16 protein-coding genes are annotated in these 18,347 nt (G+C 34.9%); 8 read left to right on the top strand and 8 right to left on the bottom strand.

Going from position 1 to position 18,347, the window contains the following annotated elements; all coding sequences use genetic code 11:
* Positions 1–102: 102 nt before the first annotated feature.
* The 3 genes from M0Q24_RS01645 to M0Q24_RS01635 all read right to left on the bottom strand — a co-directional run bounded on the left by M0Q24_RS01645 (position 103) and on the right by M0Q24_RS01635 (position 3,664).
* On the bottom strand, positions 103–1,770 hold the full coding sequence (locus tag M0Q24_RS01645) for a cation acetate symporter (RefSeq protein WP_295046312.1): 1,668 nt from the start codon (positions 1,768–1,770) through the stop codon (positions 103–105).
* Complete coding sequence (locus tag M0Q24_RS01640) at positions 1,770–2,084, bottom strand: DUF485 domain-containing protein (RefSeq protein WP_295046309.1); 315 nt, start codon at positions 2,082–2,084, stop codon at positions 1,770–1,772. The genes M0Q24_RS01645 and M0Q24_RS01640 overlap by 1 nt, the downstream gene beginning before the upstream one ends.
* A gap of 212 nt (positions 2,085–2,296) precedes the next feature.
* Positions 2,297–3,664, bottom strand: a complete 1,368-nt coding sequence (locus tag M0Q24_RS01635; protein WP_295046306.1) for an OprD family outer membrane porin — start codon at positions 3,662–3,664, stop codon at positions 2,297–2,299.
* 241 nt (positions 3,665–3,905) lie between these two features.
* Between M0Q24_RS01635 and M0Q24_RS01630 the strand changes: the two genes are divergently transcribed.
* Complete coding sequence (locus tag M0Q24_RS01630; protein ID WP_295046304.1) at positions 3,906–4,772, top strand: hypothetical protein; 867 nt, start codon at positions 3,906–3,908, stop codon at positions 4,770–4,772.
* On the opposite strand, the gene M0Q24_RS01625 is transcribed toward M0Q24_RS01630, so the two are convergent.
* Positions 4,769–6,013, bottom strand: coding sequence for a DEAD/DEAH box helicase (locus M0Q24_RS01625; RefSeq protein ID WP_295046301.1), 1,245 nt, complete (start codon positions 6,011–6,013; stop codon positions 4,769–4,771). The genes M0Q24_RS01630 and M0Q24_RS01625 overlap by 4 nt on opposite strands.
* A gap of 135 nt (positions 6,014–6,148) precedes the next feature.
* Between M0Q24_RS01625 and M0Q24_RS01620 the strand changes: the two genes are divergently transcribed.
* Entirely contained in the window at positions 6,149–8,119 is a 1,971-nt protein-coding gene (locus M0Q24_RS01620; RefSeq protein WP_295046299.1) for an EAL domain-containing protein, read from the top strand.
* 60 nt (positions 8,120–8,179) lie between these two features.
* Positions 8,180–8,674, top strand: a complete 495-nt coding sequence (locus M0Q24_RS01615) for a DUF2062 domain-containing protein (protein WP_295046296.1) — start codon at positions 8,180–8,182, stop codon at positions 8,672–8,674.
* Here the strand turns inward: M0Q24_RS01615 and lgt are convergent.
* The 4 genes from lgt to M0Q24_RS01595 all read right to left on the bottom strand — a co-directional run bounded on the left by lgt (position 8,671) and on the right by M0Q24_RS01595 (position 13,919).
* Entirely contained in the window at positions 8,671–9,483 is an 813-nt protein-coding gene (gene lgt / locus M0Q24_RS01610; RefSeq protein ID WP_295046294.1) for a prolipoprotein diacylglyceryl transferase, read from the bottom strand. The genes M0Q24_RS01615 and lgt overlap by 4 nt on opposite strands.
* On the bottom strand, positions 9,484–10,767 hold the full coding sequence (locus tag M0Q24_RS01605; protein ID WP_295046292.1) for a (Fe-S)-binding protein: 1,284 nt from the start codon (positions 10,765–10,767) through the stop codon (positions 9,484–9,486).
* 3 nt (positions 10,768–10,770) lie between these two features.
* Positions 10,771–12,138: an oxygen-independent coproporphyrinogen III oxidase gene (hemN, locus tag M0Q24_RS01600; protein WP_295046289.1), complete on the bottom strand. Its 1,368-nt coding sequence runs from the start codon at positions 12,136–12,138 to the stop codon at positions 10,771–10,773.
* A 71-nt stretch (positions 12,139–12,209) separates the two neighbouring features.
* Entirely contained in the window at positions 12,210–13,919 is a 1,710-nt protein-coding gene (locus tag M0Q24_RS01595; RefSeq protein WP_295046285.1) for an ABC transporter ATP-binding protein, read from the bottom strand.
* 236 nt (positions 13,920–14,155) lie between these two features.
* Between M0Q24_RS01595 and rfbA the strand changes: the two genes are divergently transcribed.
* The 5 genes from rfbA to M0Q24_RS01570 form a co-directional block, all read left to right on the top strand.
* On the top strand, positions 14,156–15,046 hold the full coding sequence (gene rfbA / locus M0Q24_RS01590) for a glucose-1-phosphate thymidylyltransferase RfbA (RefSeq protein WP_295046283.1): 891 nt from the start codon (positions 14,156–14,158) through the stop codon (positions 15,044–15,046).
* The gene (rfbC, locus tag M0Q24_RS01585) at positions 15,043–15,618 is read left to right on the top strand and encodes a dTDP-4-dehydrorhamnose 3,5-epimerase (RefSeq protein WP_295046281.1); all 576 of its coding nucleotides are present in this window, start codon (positions 15,043–15,045) and stop codon (positions 15,616–15,618) included. The genes rfbA and rfbC overlap by 4 nt, the downstream gene beginning before the upstream one ends.
* On the top strand, positions 15,611–16,612 hold the full coding sequence (gene rfbD / locus M0Q24_RS01580) for a dTDP-4-dehydrorhamnose reductase (protein ID WP_295046278.1): 1,002 nt from the start codon (positions 15,611–15,613) through the stop codon (positions 16,610–16,612). Before rfbC ends, rfbD begins: the two co-directional genes overlap by 8 nt.
* On the top strand, positions 16,609–17,661 hold the full coding sequence (gene rfbB / locus M0Q24_RS01575) for a dTDP-glucose 4,6-dehydratase (RefSeq protein WP_295046275.1): 1,053 nt from the start codon (positions 16,609–16,611) through the stop codon (positions 17,659–17,661). Before rfbD ends, rfbB begins: the two co-directional genes overlap by 4 nt.
* A partial coding sequence (locus M0Q24_RS01570) for a glycosyltransferase (RefSeq protein WP_295046272.1) occupies positions 17,658–18,347 on the top strand: 690 nt, incomplete at its 3' end. The genes rfbB and M0Q24_RS01570, both read left to right, overlap by 4 nt.

The raw sequence follows: 18,347 nt of genomic DNA, 5'->3' as shown, positions 1-18,347 counted from the left end.
TTTTCAGGCTCTCGAAAATTTATTTTCGTAGCTTTAGGGGGTTGTAAGGGACAATTTTTGTCCCTGCCACTCAAACGGACTTGTTCGTTTGAGTGCGTAAAATCAATGCTCCGATGCACCTTCTGCACCGATACCTGTTTGACTTCTAATATACTGAGCTTCATAAGCTTCTCTCTCTGCTTTAGCATCGTGAGATTTGTCAGTTATAGAAAAGAACCAAATAGAAATAAACGCCGACATAACCGAGAATAACGCTGGATATTTGTAAGGGAAAATTGCAGTAGCATTTCCTAAAATATCAACCCATACAATCGGACCTAAAATAACTAGTATAACAGCAGTTGCAAGACCGATAGATCCACCAACTACAGCACCACGAGTTGTAAGTTTACTCCAGTACATTGAAAGGAAAAGGATTGGGAAGTTAGCTGAAGCTGCAATAGCAAAAGCAAGACCAACAACAAAAGCGATATTTTGGTTCTCAAATGCGATACCCATGATAATAGCAACGATACCTAAAATTACAGTAGCAACTTTTGATACTTTCATCTCAGTAATACCATCAACCTTACCTTTTTTGATAACAGATGCATAAAGGTCATGACTGATTGCAGATGCACCAGCTAGAGTAAGACCTGAAACAACAGCTAAAATAGTTGCAAAAGCAACCGCTGAGATAAAGCCTAAGAAGAAGTCACCACCAACTGCATGACTTAAGTGAATAGCTGCCATGTTGTTTCCACCTAAGATTGGATAACCACCGTCTACTGCTTGTTTAGCCATATCTAAGTATTGAGGATTTTGAAATACCAAAACAATAGCACCAAAACCGATGATGAAAGTTAAGATATAGAAGTAACCGATAAAACCTGTTGCATAAAAAACTGACTTTCTAGCTTCTTTTGCATCACTAACTGTGAAAAATCTCATAAGAATATGAGGAAGTCCTGCAGTACCAAGCATAAGTGCAACGGCTAGTGATATAGCTGAGACTGGATCTGATACGAGTCCACCCGGAGACATAATCTCTATTCCTTTTAGCTCTGTAGCATGAGAAAATAACTCACCAAAGTTGAAGTTATAGTGTGCCATAACAGCTACTGCCATAAATGTTGCACCTGAAAGTAGTAAGAACGCTTTAATGATTTGTACCCATGTAGTCGCAAGCATACCACCAAAAGTTACATATAGAATCATAAGAACACCAACGATGATAACAGCTATCTCATACTGAAGACCAAATAAAAGTTGGATAAGTTTACCAGAACCAACCATTTGAGCGATTAGATAAAGGATAACAGTTGCTATAGATCCAGACGCTGCAAGTGAACGAATAGGAGTTTGACGAAGTCTATATGAAGCAACATCAGCAAAAGTGTACTTTCCTAAGTTTCTTAAAGGTTCAGCAATTAAAAATAGAATAACTGGCCAACCAACTAAAAATCCTATAGAGTAGATAAGTCCATCATAACCTTTGTAGTAAACAAGACCAGATATTCCTAGAAATGAAGCCGCAGACATATAGTCACCCGCGATTGCCATACCATTTTGAAAACCTGTGATTCCACCACCAGCAGTGTAGAAATCTTTTGCAGACTTTGTTCTTTTTGCAGCCCAATAAGTGATACCTAGGGTTCCACCTACAAAGATTAAAAACATTACAATAGCAGAAACATTAAGAGCTTTTTCAGGATTTGCAACTTCAATTGCGCTTGCTGCAAATACTCCAATAGTTCCTAGTATTAAAAATAAAAATATTCTGTTCATCATTAGTCTTCCTTTAGTGATTGTTTAACTTTATTGTTCAAATCATCAAACTCGCCATTAGCTCTTTTAGTATAGATACCAGTTAAGATAAAAGCAAAAATAATAACCCCAATCCCTACAGGAATTCCTACAGTTGTTACTGAACCAGCAGCCAAAGGCGTACCTAAAACTTCTGGGTAAAATGCTATAGTTAAAATAAATATACAATACACTGTTAGCATCGCAATAGATAGTTTAATCGAGAAGCCTGTTCTTTTTGCAAGCAGCTCTTGATAGTGTGGATTTGCTTTGATTTGTTCCACCATTTCTTTTTTCATACTATTTTTCCTTAATTTTATTTCATAAAATGAAGGAGACCTTCATTTCATTTTGTCACGGTATCGGGAGTAATCCCGCTACCTACGCTAATACCCCAAGGGTACTTCCTTCGGGGCGCGCGTTGGTTTCCCTCGGCGGGAAGCCCTCGGCACTTGTGCCTCTACTTTGTCACGGTATTTCTCGTTCCACCTCTCCTGAGGTGGAATGAATACTAAAACGTATAGTTAGCTATAAATCTATACTCATCCCAACTAGTTGTATCACCAGTTGCGTTTACATTAAAATCTCTTGCATAGTTTGCACGAAGACGAAGTTGTAGATTTTTTACAAATGGTGTATTGTAGATAAAGTCAAAACCATACTCATCTGCATCACCATATGTGTAACCATTGTGCTTATCCATATCAAAGTTTGCATAGTAAGCTATCGTTTTTAGACCAATATCTTTAAAGTTATAAGATACAGCTAATTTTGTAGCTTTTGTTCCTGCTAAAAACTGATGACGAGTTACCATACCTTGAGTATATGCTGGCATTCCACCCCATGGAGAAGCAATAGCATTTGCATAAGCTGCATCACTTGCAGAGTTTTTGCTAGTTTGTGAGTATGCGACATATGCAGTAAAGTTCTCTATAGAAGCTCCAACTTTAGCTCCCCAGTATAAACTATCTATTTTACCATTACCACCCACTGCTTTTAACTCTTTATCTCCAACATCATTTTCTTTGATAAACTGAGCCGCTACGAATGGTTTAACACTATCGCTAAGCAAACATTTCCATGAAAAGTCAACTTCACCATAAACAACATTTAAAATATCATGTGCATAATAATCCCAAAGCTGTAGCTTAAGTCCTTTTACACCTGTATATGTAGCTGCTAAAACAGAGACACCATCAGTTTTTTTACCAACAGCATAACTACCCATGTTTTCAAAATCACCTACTTGGTTTGAAGGATCTACAACAGAGTAACCCGAAGTTCCACTCAAAATTCCACCAGCACCATAAGCACGACCGAATGTACCCTGAGCAAAGCGAGTTACATGAGCTGCTATAAGAGTTGTATCTGGAATATCTGTGTTACTAACTACTACTGCTTCAAAGAGGTTTGGAAGCATTCTTGCATCATCAGATCCAGCCATAGGAGTATCTAGTTTTTGACGACCAAGCTTTATATTTGTTTGACTCCCTAATTCTTTAGCGTTGTAAGCGATATAAGCTTCACCTAAGATAGAGTAGCTCTCATTATCTTTTCCTAAAAGTGTTGGATCAAACTTTTTACTAGTTCTATCACTACGATTAGCAAATCCATTAGTAGTATAAAAAGCCGCTCCAAAGTTTAAACCTTTAAAGTCTGCAGTTTCATACTTTAAATAACCACCTATAGCATTTGCAGTTCTTGTAAAGTCTTCTACTCCAACTTTACTATAGTCCATAGATCTTGAAATACTAAAAGCTCGTATCTGACCACTAGCCTTTCCCTCACTAAACATTGTGCTTAAATCATCAGCAGCTTGAAGGTTCGCTGAGCCTAAGAGTCCTACTGCCATTAGGCTTAATGTTATATGCTTTTTCATACATTTTCCCTTTGTAATTTTTTTACTGTCGTATACTAAAACAGAAAAGTAGCATGAACATAGCATGATAAAAAATTTTGACAAATATGACTATTTTCTTTTTTTATGAGTAGAATTGTAACTTTTTTCAACTTTCAATCTAGCTTAAACAAATAAACGCTCTATTATTTTTTCTAATACTATAAATATACTAGACTATAATCTTGTCTAAATTAACAAATCTATAATATTGGATAAAATTATGAAAGAAGTTATAAATGCGTATAGAACACAAAAAATAAATGTTGACTCTTTTTTAAAAACTTTTATAAATAGTCTTTCTAAAAATTATATGGATAATTCTCTTGATATTTTAAATAAAAACAGATTTATTCAGCTGATATATGGAGTTGATAGTGACTTTAAACAAGCAACTCCTGTTATCTCAAGAAGAGAGTCTGACTCTTCTCAGATTGGAAACGACAAGAGCCACTACTTTATGAAACTTCAACTTGATAATGATGATATCTATATCTCAAACCCCTACATACATCACAAGACTGGAAAAGCAAGCATTAGCCTCGTTCAGCTCGTTGATTCTAACTACTATGTTTTTGATATCAACCTTATACATCTTTTAGAGGATTTAAAACTTATAGAGTACAACAGTATTCACGACAAAGTAAAACGAACTGTCTACTTCTTTGGCTCGACAATGCTAGCGCTTGTGGCTATTGCACTTATATCCTATGGAGGATATATATTTTTCACACTACTTTTTTCACTCTCTACCTCAGACTTTTTACACGACATTTTTACCTCCATCATCTCTATGACACTAGGGCTTGCTATATATGATCTAGCCAAACAGATCTTTGAGCATGAGGTTATGTATCAATCTTTTCATCAAACAGAGGATAAACAATATAAAGTTTTAGGAAGATTTCTTATCTCAATCATCATCGCCCTCTCAATAGAGACGCTGATGGTTGTATTTAAAATAGCACTTGACGATACATCAAAGATGTTGAGTGCTTTTTATCTACTCATTGGAACAACTATTATGCTCATAGGTCTTGGTTGGTTTTACAAAACCATTCAAGAGTCAACCTCAAAAGATGATTGCTAACTTTTAGCATCTCTTTTTGTTGATTTTTTCTTCTTCGTAACTCGCTTAACTTCTGGTTTTTTATGTTCACTCTTTAGTTTTAACTCATCTTGATCTTTTCGTCTAATGGTTGGATCTGGCTCAAAACCTTCTACTGTCTCCTGGGGTATCTTTTGACCGATTAGTCTCTCAACATCTCTTATGTCATATTTTTCATAAATATCTAAAAGAGAGATAGCCTCTCCATCACGACCTGCTCTTCCAGTTCTTCCAACTCTATGAACATAATCTTCTGGGATTGAGGGAAGCTCGTAGTTTATAACATAAGGAAGTTCTTCAATATCAAGCCCACGAGATGCAATATCTGTTGCTATTAAAACTTTTATCTTTCCTTCTTTGAACTGTGTGAGTGTTTTTAGTCTGTTAGCTTGAGTTTTATCTCCATGAATGATCCCACACTTAAGTGCATCTTTTTTAAGCTCTATAAAAAGCGCGTCAGCACTAGCTTTTGTTCTTGTAAATACTAAAACTTGTGGAAAATTTCTTGAGCCTATAAGATATGCTAAAAGCTGAGCTTTCTTATCTGCATCTACCAAATATGCTACTTGATTTATAGTATCAACTGTTGTATTTTTTTTCGATGTTTCTATAAAAGCTGGTTTTGTAAGTATCTGCTTTGAGAGCTTTCTCACTTTATCGCTATAAGTAGCTGAAAAAAGTAAGCTTTGATGTCTCTTTGGAAGCTTTAGATGGATCTTTCTTATCTCTTTTGAAAAACCCATATCTAACATTCTATCTGCTTCATCAACTACAAAAACTTGAATGTCTACTAAGCTCATGCCACTCTCCATAAGCTCCATAAATCGCCCAGGAGTTCCCACAACAATATCAACTCCACTCTTTAATAAGTTTCTTTGTGCTTCTATATCCTTTCCACCAACTATAACTGCACTCTTTACGTTCATATATTTAGAGTAATTTAGTATATCTTGATGGATCTGAATGGAGAGCTCACGAGTAGGAGAGAGAATCACTGCTCTTATTCCTTTACTCTCATCCTCTCTTGCATTTCTTAGTTTTTGCAAAATAGGCAGAGCAAAAGCTGCTGTTTTTCCTGTTCCTGTTTGTGCAGTTGCAAAGATATCGCTCTTAGCTTGTACCAAAGGTATAGCTCTTTTTTGTACTAGAGTAGGTTCTTTATAACCTAACTCTTTTATAGCTTGAAGAAGTGGTTTTATAAGTCCTAGTTTTTCAAATGACATCTTTTGTAACCTTATGTGAATATAAATCCGATTTTAGCATATTATTAAACAAATAAACCTACTTGCATTTTTATTTATTTTAAATTAGAGTATGATTATAATCTGTATTTATATTTTAAGGAGCTTTAAAGTTCTATGTCTAAAAAAACAACTTATAAAAAAATCACTGCTAAAATCATACTTACTACACTTTTTCTCACTCTAAGTGCAGCATATATCTATAGTGAATATATGAAGCAAAGTGCCATCTCAAACTTGGCACAAATAGATGCTAAGAAAAGCAGTAGACTTGTGTTTGAGACACTCTATACCGGTATGCAAATGGGCTGGAATAAAAATGACATAGAAAATATAATCACTAGACTAAACTCCATTGAAAAGAACATGAAAGTAAGTGCTTATAGATCTACCCTAGTTGATGCTCTTTATGGAGAAATCGAAAAAGACAAGGTAGCTATAAAGTCAAACCCAAACCTCCAAAAAGCTATGCAAGGGCTTGAGATTTTAGATGCCTCTAGCTCAGAAATCATAAACTACTACTACCCTGTTGTTGCTAAAGCTGAGTGCTTGAAGTGTCATGCCAATGCAAAAGAAGAAGATATCTTAGGGGTTATAAATATCTCCTTTCCCACAACAAACTTAAAAATATCACTTACTCAAATGATAAACTTTTTTGTACTCTTTATAGTTGCTTTTTCACTTATAATCTTTTTAGCAATTTTTATTGAGCTTGATACTTTTCTCATAAAACCCATAAGAAACTTCTCAGATATAATAAAAAATATTACCACTTCTCAAGACATAACAAAGAGAGTTGAAGTAAATGACAATATTGAAGAACTTGACTCTATAAAACTTATATTTAACTCTATGCTTGACTCTATTGAGCGTCAATTTTATTATGACAACTTAACCTCACTTCAAAACAGAAGAAAACTTACAGAGGCACTAGAACATAGACAACACTCTTTTTTAATGATCATAAATATTGACTCTTTTCAAGAGATGAATGATCTTTATGGAGATGGTGCTGGAGACATACTTTTAAAAGAGTTTTCAAATTTTTTACAAAAACTTATCCCAAGGAAAGAACATCTATACAGACTTCATGCAGACGAGTTTGCATATCTATGTAGAGGCAGCGTGGACTTAAAAGAGTTTTTACTCCTTGCAGAACTCATCAGCGAGAAGATCTCAAAAGAGTTGTTTCTTCTTGGACCAGAAGAAGAAGTTAGCTTGAGCGCTACTATTGGAATGTCTCATGGAACTGAAATGCTTCTTGTAAATGCAGATACTGCTTTAGTTGTAGCAAAGAAAAAGAAGAAAAACTTTTTACTTTATGATGAGTCTATGGCTATGTCAAAGATCTATGAAAAAAATGTAATTTGGACAAAGAAATTAAAAGCCGCTATAGGTGAAGATAGAATTGAACCACTTTTTCAGCCTATTGTAGATGTGAAAACTAAAGAAATAATAAAGTATGAGTCTTTGATGCGTATAGTTGATGAGGATGGTAGTTATATAGCTCCTTTTCACTTTTTAGACCTTGCTAAGAAAAATAAACTCTACCATCAACTCACTAAAATTATGATAGAAAAAACATTTGATAAGTTTAAAGACTCTTCATATCTTGTATCTATAAATATCTCCGTTGAAGATATATTAAACAAAGAAATTCATAATCTTATACTTGAAAAACTATCTTCTTATAAGATGGGAGAGAGAGTTGTTTTTGAGCTAATCGAATCTGAAGGTATTGAAAATTTTGATGAAGTTATCAAGTTTATCAATGAAGTAAAATCTTATGATGCAAAAGTCTCTATTGATGATTTTGGAACAGGATATTCTAACTTTGAGTATCTTATGAAGTTAAAAGTTGACTATATCAAAATAGATGGATCTATGATAAAAAATATAGATACAAACAAAGACTCGGAACTCATCACTCAAACTATAGTAGACTTTGCTAAAAAGATGAAGATAAAAACGGTAGCTGAGTTTGTCTACTCAAAAAATGTTTTTGATAAAGTAGCGGAGCTTGATGTTGATTATGCACAAGGCTACTACTTTGGAGAGCCTAGTAAACATTTAGAGAATGAGTCTTAAATTGTCTAAATTGTAAGCTCTATGAGTTATAATTTCATCACTTAAAAAACGAGTTGTATTATGGTTAGAAAAAATCTTAAAAAAATCTCAAGAAGCCAAAAGTTAAAAGAGTTTATAAAAAAGTATAAAGTACCATCAGAGTATCTCTCTACCAACAGAAAGATGGTCTCAAAAGCTGTATTTATTGGCATGTTCATAGCTTTTATACCGATGCCTATGCAGATGCTCTTAGTTATTGCAATGATGCCATTTTTCAAATTTAATGTACCCATAGCTCTTGCTATGTGTTGGCTAAGTAACCCTTTAACTATGCCACCAATGTACTATATGGAGTATCTAACTGGTTCATTTTTTCTAGGGAGCAAACCTCTAGAAGTTGAGATGACAGTAGAGTGGTTTAGTAATAATATAGATGCAATATTTATAGATCTATATGTTGGGGCTTTTTTCTACTCTATAGTCGGCTCACTCTTAGCTTATTTTTTAGTAAACTTTATTTGGAGAGGCTCAGTAGAGAGAGATAAGAAACTCCACAGAAACGATAGAAAAACTTAATCTACTTTTGTTTTTTTATAGTAGTAAAGCCATGAGATAGCACCAACTAAACTCATAGCAAGACTCATAACCTGCCCTTGGGTTATCATCTCGCAACAGACATAGCCTATCTGAGCATCAGGTGCGCGATAGATCTCAGCAAGTGCTCTAAACATACCATAACTAATAGCATATACTAAAATCAATTCTCCACTAAATTTTTGATACTTTCTATAAGTATAAACAACTATAAAAACACCAAAACCTTCTAGTATTGCTTCATAAAGTTGTGATGGATGGCGGAGCACTCCATCTACTAAGATCCCCCAACTAACATCAGTTTCACGCCCGATTAGCTCTTTATTCAAAAAGTTACCAATCCGACCAAAAACAAAGGCCAAAGGTACACTAAGAGCAACAAGATCCATAATACGACCAAATGACATCCTGTGCTTTTTAGAGTAGAGATATGAACTCAGCAAAAAGCCAATTATAGCACCATGGTAACTCATACCACGGATCCCAACAAACTCACCATTTTGAAATGGGTTGAAGATCTGCCATGGATGTGAGAGATAGTAGAGGGTTTGTGTATCATAAAAGAGGATGTAACCCAGCCTAGCACCTAGAATTACGCCGATTTCTACATAGATAAAGTAGTTATCTATCCCCTTAAACTCTAACTTATCTTTTTTGATAAAGTATTTTCCGATGTATAAGGCACTCACAAGTGCTAAGACATACATGATGCCATACCAGTGAACTGGAAAAGAGAAGATATTAAAAGCTACAGGGTCAAAACTCTCATAAATATTGTTCCAAGCATTCATCTACTTTCTCAGAGCCTCAGCGATGAGCTCTATAGGATTTTTAAACACAGTCTCAACATTTGCATAGCCCATAGAGTCATTAATCTGCATTCTACAAGCACTACACTCAGCACTAACTACATCTGCCTTTGTCTCTTTTATCATCGCGGCTTTTGGAGCACCAGCGGCTTTTGCAAAGTGGTACTTCTCTGTCTGCATAGTCACCCCACCAAAACCACAACATCTATCTGGATCACTCATCTCTACAATGTTGTAGTTTTTACTTATGAGATTTCTAGGTTCAAGATACAAACCTTGCATCTTCTTAGCGTGACATGGATCGTGATATGTAACTATGCGAGTATCTTTCTTTTTGCTCTTAAGGAGTTGCTCTAGATGTGTATGGTGTTGGAGCCACTCTGTAGCCATAAAGATTTTACTTCTGACTGCGATAGCTCTTGCCTTCCACTCTGGTTGGTCGTGAAAGTAGTGCTCATAATCAATTTTAAGCATCGCAGAACAAGTTGCTTCTGGAACTATAATAGCCTCAACATCTTTAGAAAAACTCTCAAAATACTCAATATTAAACTTAGCATTATAATCAACTGTATCAAAATCACCCGTAAAATAGGCAGGTGCAGAGCAGCACTTTTGATCTTTTGCTAGATATGCATCAATCTCAAGAGTCTCTAAGATCTCTAAGAGTGAATCACCTATGCTTTTATAGTTATAGTTTGCCAAGCAGCCTATAAAAATAGCCACTTTTCTTTTTCCACCATTTGAAATATTCTCAGGATATGAGTTTAAAAATGATGTTTTTGTAAGACTCGGAAGAAGTCTATCAGCTTTTAGCATTGGGATAGAAAACCGAGAGTTCATAGAGTCTATGTCTGCTTTTATCTTAAAGCCACAAGTTTGAAAAACCCAGCCTAGTTTAAAAGCTATGTCATTCATCCAGCGATGGCGAAGAAGTAAAAAGAAGAGTTTTTTATACCATGCTATGCCAAACTTTTTAGCGATATCTGAACGAACTTGTTCTATCACCATGTCTGTAGGAAGTGATTTTGGACAAACTTCTACACAGGCTGTACATAAAAAACAGCTCTCAAAGATATCTTTAGCGTTTTGATCAAGCTCTAAATTTCCTCTTTGATAAGCACCAAGAAGATCTAAAAAACCACGAGGAGAAGTTACCTCATCAGGATTTACATTGTAGATGGTACAGACTGGGATACACTTTGCACACTTTATGCACTCATCTGTCACACCTCTGTAGTTAAAAATATCTTGAGCAGTTTTTGCCATTTTTTACACCGTTTTAGAAAATGTTTTAGAGTTTGCAGCATGCTTTTTCATGTAGGCATCAAAAGGCATCGCAATATTTCTAATAAGAAGAGTTCCTGTTTGACTACACTCGATGAAATTTTCATCCATACTTAGCAAGTCATCATCTCTAAATGGTTTTAATGCCTCTATAGCATCTGCAAAATAACTCTTAAAGTCTATGTCAAAGAGCTTCTCAAACCTTTTTATATCTAGTTTGAAGTTACTCATAAGCTCCATAATGACATATTGTCTAATCTTGTCATCCTCATTTAAAACCACACCTCTCTCAAATGGAAGTTTTCCAGCGTCTATTGCTTCTTCATACTCGCCCATCACTTTAAAGTTTTGGTTATAACTATCAACACCCTCACCTATAGAAGTAAGCCCTACACCGATCAGATCTGCTCCGCCTTTGGTTGTATAGCCTTGAAAGTTTCTATGAAGCTCGCCTTTTTCTATAGCTTTAAATAGATCATCTTCTGGTTTTGCGAAGTGGTCCATCCCTATCATTCTATAACCGTGAGAAGTTAAAAAGTCGATGGTGTACTGCATGATTTGAAGTTTTTCATCTGGAAGAGGAAGAGTTGTCTCATCAATTTTCCTCATAGTCTTTTTAAGCCATGGAACATGAGCGTAGTTAAAGACTGCAAATCTATCTGGATCTAGAGTAAGGGCGAGATCTAGCGTCTCTTTAAATGTTTCTAAAGATTGGTATGGCAGACCATAAATAAGGTCAACATTGACTGAGATCATATTGTATTTTCTAGCTAGATCCATCGCATCTTTAGTAATATTGTATGGTTGAATTCTATGAACTGCAGCTTGAACTTTCTCGTTGAAGTCTTGGATCCCAAAACTCACACGATTAAAGCCAGCCTCACTCATCACACGCATCTGATCTTCATCAATATGTCTTGGATCTATCTCACAACTTATCTCAGCATCAGATCTAAAGTTTGGAAAATAAGACTTTATCTCGTCTATAATCTCTTTGAGTTGTGCTGCACTAAAGAAAGTTGGAGTTCCACCACCAAAGTGCATCTGCAGAACTTCACGAGAACAATCAAGATGTTTTGAGAGGATATTTAGCTCCCGCTTTAAGTAATCCATATAGCGAAGCATCTTATCTTCTTTAGAAGTAAAGACAACATTACAGCCACAAAAATAACAAGCATTTCTACAAAAAGGAAGATGAAAGTATAAACTAATTGGACGATTTGAGTCTTGTGACTCTAACTTTTGTATATACTCTTCATATCCATAAGCATCACTAAACTCTAAAGCAGTCGGATAACTCGTATAACGAGGCCCTGGTTTTGAGTATTTTAAAAATTTTGAAAAATCTAGCATCTTTTATATCCTCTAGTCCAATAATATTTATTTGATTTTAGGCAATTATATCGTTATAAATTTAAAGCTAGTTAATGCTCAAACTTTCCAGCTAATCTTTGATAAACTTCACTACTCTCTAAAAGTTCAGCATGGCTCCCAGATGCAACAACTCTTCCTTTTTGCATTACTAAGATTTTATCAGCATGTTCTATCGTGCTTAATCTATGAGCTATGGTGATAGTTATCTTATCTTTTGTATATTCATCAAGTGCTACTTGTATTCTCTTTTCACTCTCATTATCAAGTGCAGAAGTTGCTTCATCAAAAAGCAGGAGTGAAGAGTGTTTGTAGATAGCACGGGCGATGGCAACTCTTTGTCTCTGCCCACCTGAGAGGTTTGCTCCAAACTCTTCCATCATAGTATCTATGCCATTATCTAGTGAAGAGACAAACTCTGTTGCATCTGCAAGTCTAAGAGCTTCTTTAACCCTTTTTTTATCAATCTCCTGTCCATAAGCCACATTTGAAGCGAGTGAGTCTTGAAAGATATAGATACGCTGACTCACAAGTGAGATGTGATGCTTTAGTGAATCTTGGTTATACTCTTTTATATTTCTGTTATTTACTAAAACTTCTCCCTCCTGGGCATCATAGAAGCGAAGTAGCATATTTATAAAAGTTGATTTTCCTCCGCCACTGTCTCCGACAAGAGCTATGTTTTCGCCTTGTTTTATAGAGACACTAACATCTCTTAGTGCATAAGTATCTTCATATTTTAAAGAGACTTTGTGAAATTCTATAGTTTTTATATCTTCTTCTAGTAAGATCTCTCCATCTATGATTTTATTTTCAGTATCAAGAACTTCAAAAACTCTTTCACTAGCAGCTAGTGCATCTTGGATACGTCTATAGATAGAACTTATGCGACGAATTGGTTGAAAAACAAGCCCTACTGCCGTTAAAAATGCTGTAAATTCTCCAACACTCATTTGACCATTATAAACTTCTCTACCACCTACAAAGATAACTAAAGCTAGTCCAGTTGCGCCAATAATTTCCATCATTGGAGAAACTGTCTCTCCAACATAAACAGCTTTCATATTTATCTTAAAAAACTTCCAGTTTTCACCGCTAAAACGCTCTAACTCATGCTTCTGGGTAGCATTTGCTTTTATAATTTCACTTGAGTTAAAGATCTCTGTAAGACGAGTAATAACATCTGCACTTTTTTCTTGCGAACGATGAGAATATTTTTTTAGTTTTTTTGCTATTAAGATTAAAGGATATATAACTAAGGGAACTAGCACTAAAGAGTAAAAAGAAAGCAAAGGGTTTAAATATGTAACATAGGCTACAAGAGCAATAACAGTCATAGTCTCACGAAAGAGTTCTGGAAGCATATTTGATACAAAATACTCTATACGACCGATGTCGTTAATCACTCTAGATATAAGTTCTCCACTTCTGTTTTTATACAAAAAACCCATATCCATGCTAATTATTTTAGCAAGAAGTATCTCTCTTAATCTTGAGACAATATGTTGACCTATATAAGTCATATAAACAGTCTGTATATAGCGCCCCAAAGCTTTTATGAAGTAGATAGTAGTAAGCCCAAAAGGAATGAGGTATAACATTTCTTCTTTTTTATCTATAAACATATCATCCATTAGCGGTTTCATAATATGTGCAGTTGCAGTTGTGGCTGCTACTGTTAATATGATGCCAAATAATACCAAGAGATATTGTAGTTTATACTCTTTTATATAGGGCCAAAATCTCTTTAAAACTTTTTTCAAAATATCTCCATAAATGTAATAGTGGCATTTTACAATAACAATGCTCATAAGAAATTAAACCTGATATAAATACAAAAATTAACTCAAAGAAACTCTATAACAACAGCATAAAATCAGCAAATCTAGTGTAAAATCTCTTCTTAAAATAATATATAGCTACTTTATTGCTATACAATAAATACCTCAATTCAACAAAGAATAAACAAAAGAAAATAACTGAGAATAAGGGCAGATAAATGAAAGGCATAATTTTAGCAGGTGGAAGTGGCACTAGACTCTATCCCATAACAAAAGGTGTTAGTAAACAACTTGTTCCCATATATGATAAACCTATGATTTACTATCCGCTATCAGTGCTTATGCTAGCTGGAATCAAAGAAATACTAATCATCTCTACTCCTCATGATTTACCAAGATTTGAAGATCTTTTAGGCGATGGAAGTGACATCGGAATGAGTTTTAGCTACAAAGAGCAACCCTCACCTGATGGACTTGCACAAGCTTTTCTCTTAGGCGAAGAGTTTATAGGCGATAGCGACGTTTCTTTAGTTTTAGGAGATAATATCTTTTATGGTCATGGTTTAACGAAGCTACTTAATCAGTCAGTAATAAATGCAAAAGAGCAAAACAAAGCAACTGTGTTTGGTTACTATGTAAAAGATCCTGAACGTTATGGAGTTGCAGAATTTGACAAACAAGGAAATGTCACATCATTAGAAGAAAAACCTACACAAGCAAAATCAAACTATGCAGTTATTGGTTTGTACTTTTATCCCAACGATGTAGTAGAAAAAGCAAAACTTGTAAAGCCCAGTGCTAGAGGAGAGTTAGAGATAACAACTCTAAATCAAGACTATTTAGATGAAAACAGACTTAAAGTAGAACTTATGGGAAGAGGTTATGCGTGGTTAGATACTGGCACACATGAGAGCCTTTTAGAAGCATCTTCATTTATTCAAACTATAGAAAATCGTCAAGCTTTAAAAGTTGCTTGTATCGAAGAAATAGCCTATGAAATGGGTTATATCTCAAAAGAAAAACTACTTGAATTAGCCGAACCACTAAAGAAGAACCAATATGGGGAATATCTTATAAGAAGAGCTAAAGAAGGGATTATAGAAGGATGAAATTTACAAGAACTGAGATAGCTGATGTCATCATTTGTGAGCCAGAAATTCATGGAGATGCAAGAGGATATTTTGTTGAAACTTTTAGAGAGGACAAGCTTGAAGAATTTTTGGGGTTTAAAATAAACTTCTGCCAAGATAACGAATCTAAAAGTTCTCGTGGCGTTCTTCGTGGACTTCACTATCAACTAGCTCCAGATGCTCAGACTAAACTTGTACGAGTTATAAAAGGCAGGGTCTTGGATGTCGCAGTAGATATAAGAAGAGGAAGTCCAACATTTGGTAAGCATGTAGCAGTTGAGTTAAACAGCCAAAATAAAAAACAACTCTTCGTTCCTCGTGGTTTTGCACATGGTTTTGTAGTCTTAGAAGATGATACTATCTTTGCTTATAAAGTAGATAATTACTATTCTCCCAAAAATGACAGAGGTATATCCTTTAATGATAAAGAGTTAAAGATAAATTGGCAAGTACCACATGATGAGCTAAATCTCTCACAAAAAGACACCACTCAGCCAAAATTAGGCGAGACTAATGATTTGTTTGATTATGGAGTTAATTACTATGCTTAATATTTTAGTAACAGGAAGTAATGGTCAGTTAGGTTCTGAGATAAGAGAGTTAATAAGTGAGATTCCCAGTCAAGCTGAGAATGACGGCTGTTTGAATGAGAATGACGGTTGCTTGGATGAAAATGGTAGTTATTTGAATGAGAATGGTGGAGAACTTACGTCATTCCGTGCTCCGACACGGAATCTAGCTGAGATCGATGAACATTACTTTTTTTTTACAGACAAGACGATGCTAGATATTTCAGATAAAGAGGCTGTTAATAAGTTTATTGATATAAATAAGATAAACATCATCATAAATTGTGCAGCTTATACAGCAGTTGATAAAGCAGAATCAGATGCAGAGATGGCTGATAAAATAAACCACTTAGCAGTAAAACATCTAGCACAAATCTCTAAAGAAAAAAACATTAAACTTATACATATCTCAACTGACTATGTATTTGATGGAACAAACCATAAACCATATAAAGAAGGTGACAACACAGCACCAAAATCAGTCTATGGAGAGACCAAGCTCGCTGGAGAAAAAGCCATAATAGAGATAAATCCAGCAAACTCTATCATCATAAGGACTTCATGGGTTTACTCTTCTTTTGGAAGTAACTTTGTAAAAACTATGCTAAAACTAGGTAAAGAAAGAGATGAATTAGGTGTGATATATGACCAAGTAGGAACTCCAACTTATGCTAGAGATTTGGCTAAAACTATCTTAGAGATATTACCTCAGATAAAAAGTAACAGTATAGAGATCTATAACTATTCAAACGAAGGTGTTTTATCTTGGTATGACTTCGCAAAAGAGATTATGCGTATGGCAAAACTTGATTGTAAAATAAACCCTATAGAGAGTTTTGAATATCCAACTGCTGCTCCAAGACCACATTTTAGCATCTTAAATAAGTCAAAAATAAAAAAAGAGTTTGACATATCGATACCATACTACAAAGATAGTTTAGATGAGTGTTTAAAAGTTTTAGGAGAGAGACAATGAAAAATATTTTAGTAACAGGATGTGCAGGTTTTATAGGAAGTAACTTTGTACCCTACTTTTTAGATAATTATCCAGAGTATAATATAATAAACCTTGACTTGTTAACATATGCAGGTGACTTAGAAAACCTAAGAGAGTGTGAAGAAAACCCTAGATACAAGTTTATAACGGGTGATATATGTAACCGTGAACTGGTTGAGTTTATATTTAGAGAGTATGACATAAGTGGAGTTATTCACTTTGCAGCAGAGAGTCATGTTGATAACTCTATCAAAAACCCAGGTGTGTTTATAGAAACTAATGTAAATGGCACATTTGTACTTTTAGATGTAGCTAAAGAGTACTGGATGTATGAGCCTTTTAGTTATAAAGATAGATATAAGGGTGCAAGATTTCATCATATATCAACTGATGAAGTTTATGGAACTTTAAATGAAACAGATCTTTTTACAGAAGAGACACCATATGCTCCAAACTCTCCATATTCCGCATCTAAAGCATCTAGTGATATGATAGTAAGAAGTTACCAAGAGACTTATGGACTAAATACGGTCATTACAAACTGTTCAAACAACTATGGACCAAAACAACACGATGAAAAACTCATACCTACTATTATAAGAAAAGCGCTAGCTGGTGAGAGTATTCCGATATACGGAGATGGTAAAAATATTCGTGACTGGCTCTATGTACTTGACCACTGTAAAGGCATAGACTTAGTTTATCACACTGGCAAAGAGGGCAATGTTTATAACATCGGAGGAAGAAACGAGAGAACAAATCTTGAAATAGTAGATGCAATATGTACTATTTTGGATAAGAAAGTTCCTCTTTCAGCTCGTTATTCTCAGCTTGACTGGGAATCTAATAAAAATATCAATAGCTACAAAGATCTTATAACATTTGTAAAAGACAGAGCTGGACACGATAGACGCTACGCTATAGATGCTACGAAACTTGAATCTGAACTAGGCTGGAGAGCTGATGAAAACTTTGATAGCGGAATTGTTAAGACTATAGAGTGGTACTTGGAGAAATATCAAGTATGAATGTCCCAAAATCAACTATCATCATCTCTGTTTATAAAGATACAAAAAGCTTAGATATTATCCTAAAGAGCTTAGCATCTCAGACAATTTTACCCGATGAAGTTTTAATCTCTGAAGATTGCCAGAGCCAAGAGATGGCTACATTCGTGCCACAAGCTCGCAAGCAATATCCAAAGCTAAACATCACACATCTTTTTCATGAAGATAGTGGATGGAGAAAGAATATCGCTCTTAATCGTGCTGTTTTAGCAGCACAAAATGAGTATCTTATTTTTATAGATGGAGATTGTGTCCCATTTGGAGATTTTATAGAGAACCATGTTATTCAAGCAAAAAAAGGTGTAGTCCTAAGTGGAAAACGAGTTGAGCTAGGCCCTAAGATAACACAAAAAATTTACGATAAAAAACTTAAGGCCTCTACACTTACAAAGTACTACTGGTTCTATCTACCGCAGCTTTTACTTGATAAAACTCGACATCTAGAAGACATGCTCCACATCAGTGCAAAAAGTTTTTTAGCTCCACATATCAAACGCCATGTACGCTATATTATTGGATGTAACTGGTCTTGCTACAAAGAAGACCTTTTAAAAATAAATGGATTTGATGAAACATATACTCTCCCTTCTGTAGGAGAAGATATAGATCTAGGTTGGCGTTTTCGCGGTATGGGTATAAAGCTTTTA

Source organism: Sulfurimonas sp. (assembly GCF_023228785.1).
Taxonomy (GTDB): Bacteria; Campylobacterota; Campylobacteria; order Campylobacterales; family Sulfurimonadaceae; genus Sulfurimonas.
The sequence above is the reverse complement of the archived record's forward strand: the minus strand, read 5'-3'. Positions and strand labels throughout refer to the sequence as shown.